Source organism: Aeromonas sp. sif0611 (assembly GCF_019218845.1).
GTDB classification, from domain to species: domain Bacteria; phylum Pseudomonadota; class Gammaproteobacteria; order Enterobacterales; family Aeromonadaceae; genus Aeromonas; species Aeromonas media.
Map to the genome: position 1 here is coordinate 1 of NZ_JAHUWU010000018.1, position 2,075 is coordinate 2,075.

The 2,075-nt window shown below is 53.7% G+C and carries 1 rRNA gene; it reads left to right on the top strand.

The annotated features are described in order from the left end of the window. A 23S ribosomal RNA gene (locus KW824_RS20545) occupies positions 1-1,970 on the top strand; the annotation flags it as partial. Positions 1,971-2,075 lie beyond the last annotated feature (105 nt).

Here is a 2,075-nt window from a genome sequence, read left to right on the forward strand (position 1 = left end):
TATCCGGGAGACACACGGCGGGTGCTAACGTCCGTCGTGAAGAGGGAAACAACCCAGACCGCCGGCTAAGGTCCCAAAGTTCTGGTTAAGTGGGAAACGATGTGGGAAGGCTCAGACAGCTAGGATGTTGGCTTAGAAGCAGCCATCATTTAAAGAAAGCGTAATAGCTCACTAGTCGAGTCGGCCTGCGCGGAAGATGTAACGGGGCTCAAACCAGGCACCGAAGCCGCGGATTCACACTTATGTGTGAGTGGTAGGGGAGCGTTCTGTAAGTCTGCGAAGGTGTATCGAGAGGTATGCTGGAGATATCAGAAGTGCGAATGCTGACGTAAGTAACGATAAAGGGGGTGAAAAGCCTCCTCGCCGGAAGACCAAGGGTTCCTGTCCAACGTTAATCGGGGCAGGGTGAGTCGACCCCTAAGGTGAGGCCGAAAGGCGTAATCGATGGGAAGCAGGTTAATATTCCTGCACGACTTGTAATTGCGATGGGGGGACGGAGAAGGCTAGGTGGGCCAGGCGACGGTTGTCCTGGTGAAAGTGCGTAGGTGGTGTTTCTAGGCAAATCCGGAGACACAACACTGAGACACGAGACGAAGCCACTACGGTGGTGAAGCCATTGATGCCCTGCTTCCAGGAAAAGCCTCTAAGCTTCAGATTACAAGTCATCGTACCCCAAACCGACACAGGTGGTCGGGTAGAGAATACCAAGGCGCTTGAGAGAACTCGGGTGAAGGAACTAGGCAAAATAGAACCGTAACTTCGGGAGAAGGTTCGCTCTTGACAGTGAAGTCCCTTGCGGATGGAGCAGTTGGGAGTCGCAGTGACCAGATGGCTGGGACTGTTTATCAAAAACACAGCACTCTGCAAACACGAAAGTGGACGTATAGGGTGTGACACCTGCCCGGTGCCGGAAGGTTAATTGATGGGGTTAGCGCAAGCGAAGCTCTTGATCGAAGCCCCGGTAAACGGCGGCCGTAACTATAACGGTCCTAAGGTAGCGAAATTCCTTGTCGGGTAAGTTCCGACCTGCACGAATGGTGTAACCATGGCCATGCTGTCTCCACCCGAGACTCAGTGAAATCGAATTCGCCGTGAAGATGCGGTGTACCCGCGGCTAGACGGAAAGACCCCGTGAACCTTTACTACAGCTTGGCACTGAACATTGAACCTACATGTGTAGGATAGGTGGGAGGCTTTGAAGGCGTGACGCCAGTTGCGCTGGAGCCGTCCTTGAAATACCACCCTTGTATGTTTGATGTTCTAACGCAGGGCCCTGAATCGGGCTCGCGGACAGTGCCTGGTGGGTAGTTTGACTGGGGCGGTCTCCTCCCAAAGAGTAACGGAGGAGCACGAAGGTTGGCTAATCCTGGTCGGACATCAGGAGGTTAGTGCAATGGCATAAGCCAGCTTAACTGCGAGACGGACAGGTCGAGCAGGTACGAAAGTAGGTCATAGTGATCCGGTGGTTCTGAATGGAAGGGCCATCGCTCAACGGATAAAAGGTACTCCGGGGATAACAGGCTGATACCGCCCAAGAGTTCATATCGACGGCGGTGTTTGGCACCTCGATGTCGGCTCATCACATCCTGGGGCTGAAGTCGGTCCCAAGGGTATGGCTGTTCGCCATTTAAAGTGGTACGCGAGCTGGGTTCAGAACGTCGTGAGACAGTTCGGTCCCTATCTGCCGTGGGCGTTGGATGATTGAAGGGAGTTGCTCCTAGTACGAGAGGACCGGAGTGAACGAACCTCTGGTGTTCGGGTTGTCACGCCAGTGGCACTGCCCGGTAGCTAAGTTCGGAATCGATAACCGCTGAAAGCATCTAAGCGGGAAGCGAGCCCTGAGATGAGTCATCCCTGACCCCTTGAGGGTCCTAAAGGGCCGTTGGAGACCACAACGTTGATAGGTGGGGTGTGTAAGCGCGGCGACGTGTTGAGCTAACCCATACTAATTACCCGTGAGGCTTAACCATACAACACCCAAGAAGTGTTCTGGGCCTTGTAGCAAGTGAACGAACTACTACCTAATTCAGTGATAGCGAAGCCAACAGGCAACTCGTTATTCACGTCAGCTTTCC